Source organism: Jutongia hominis, from assembly GCF_014384965.1.
GTDB classification, from domain to species: domain Bacteria; phylum Bacillota; class Clostridia; order Lachnospirales; family Lachnospiraceae; genus Butyribacter; species Butyribacter hominis.
In genome coordinates, this window is record NZ_JACRSW010000022.1 from 1 (window position 1) to 958 (window position 958).

1 protein-coding gene is annotated in these 958 nt (G+C 39.1%); it reads right to left on the reverse strand.

The window, feature by feature from the left end:
- Positions 1-58: 58 nt before the first annotated feature.
- Positions 59-892, reverse strand: a complete 834-nt coding sequence (locus H8700_RS05485; RefSeq protein ID WP_055195966.1) for a hypothetical protein — start codon at positions 890-892, stop codon at positions 59-61.
- Positions 893-958 lie beyond the last annotated feature (66 nt).

The following is a 958-nucleotide window of genomic DNA, read 5'->3' on the forward strand; positions in this document are numbered from 1 at the left end:
TTCCTCTGTCATTCGGAATCTATTCACTCTCCATAACGGTCCAAGTGATCTATTACTTTTATGACCATCTATACCAAGTTCCGCTATTCAAAAGCTGTGACATACTTTCTTCATATCTTTTCACTGCTTTCTGCTGAATGGAACTAGGCACCACATAATCGTTACCAACTTCACGTATTTTCCCATTTACCAGTTCGCAATGTGTCCCGTTTATCACAAATTCTCTGCTTGTATCCACTCCCTGTGACGCAAGAAAATCTAAAATATAATCGGTGTATGTATCTGTCATACTTGAAAAATACTGCTGATCCGCAAAATGTATCAGGGAGTTCAGACCACCTATCATCATATTGCATCTTTCATCATCTGCCTTGCTTCCGTTTCCATAGCCCTCGCCCCAGACAAAATCTTCCTGTACCGTCATGCTGTATCCATTTCCAAGATTAAATCTGCTTCCAACCCCAATCGTGATACTGTTTGTACTGGGATCATATGGTTTGTACCCTCTGGTTTTAAATGGCTGCTGTACGGTTCCAAAGGTTTGAATCTCGGATGGGAGATATGACATACCCGTAATTGCCGTAAACGCTTTCTGCCCATTCACATAAAAGGAAGTATGGGTTGCACTGTCTATATCCGCTGTAATCTCGACTTTCTCATCATTGGCAAAAGGATTCTGTCCGGTCATTCCGGTTCCATATGCAAACAGCATTCTTGTAAACTGATATCTTGTATGCTCATCAAAATGATTCAGTGTCTCTGTATCTTCTCCCTTTACATCTCCATTGCAAAAATCAACAAATTCATTTTTGCTGCCATCTTTTGTAGATAATTTACCTGTCTTTGTGTTATAAATGAAATTATAGGAACTTCCAACTTTCGTTATACTCATAAAATTGTTCTCCTTTCTGCATAGGAGTCAGTAATATGCTCTGACTCCTACATGAAATACTTTTTA

Excerpts from the sequence above, each read along its gene's own strand:
- H8700_RS05485 (WP_055195966.1), bottom strand. The coding sequence starts at position 892 with ATGAGTATAACGAAAGTTGGAAGTTCCTATAATTTCATTTATAACACA.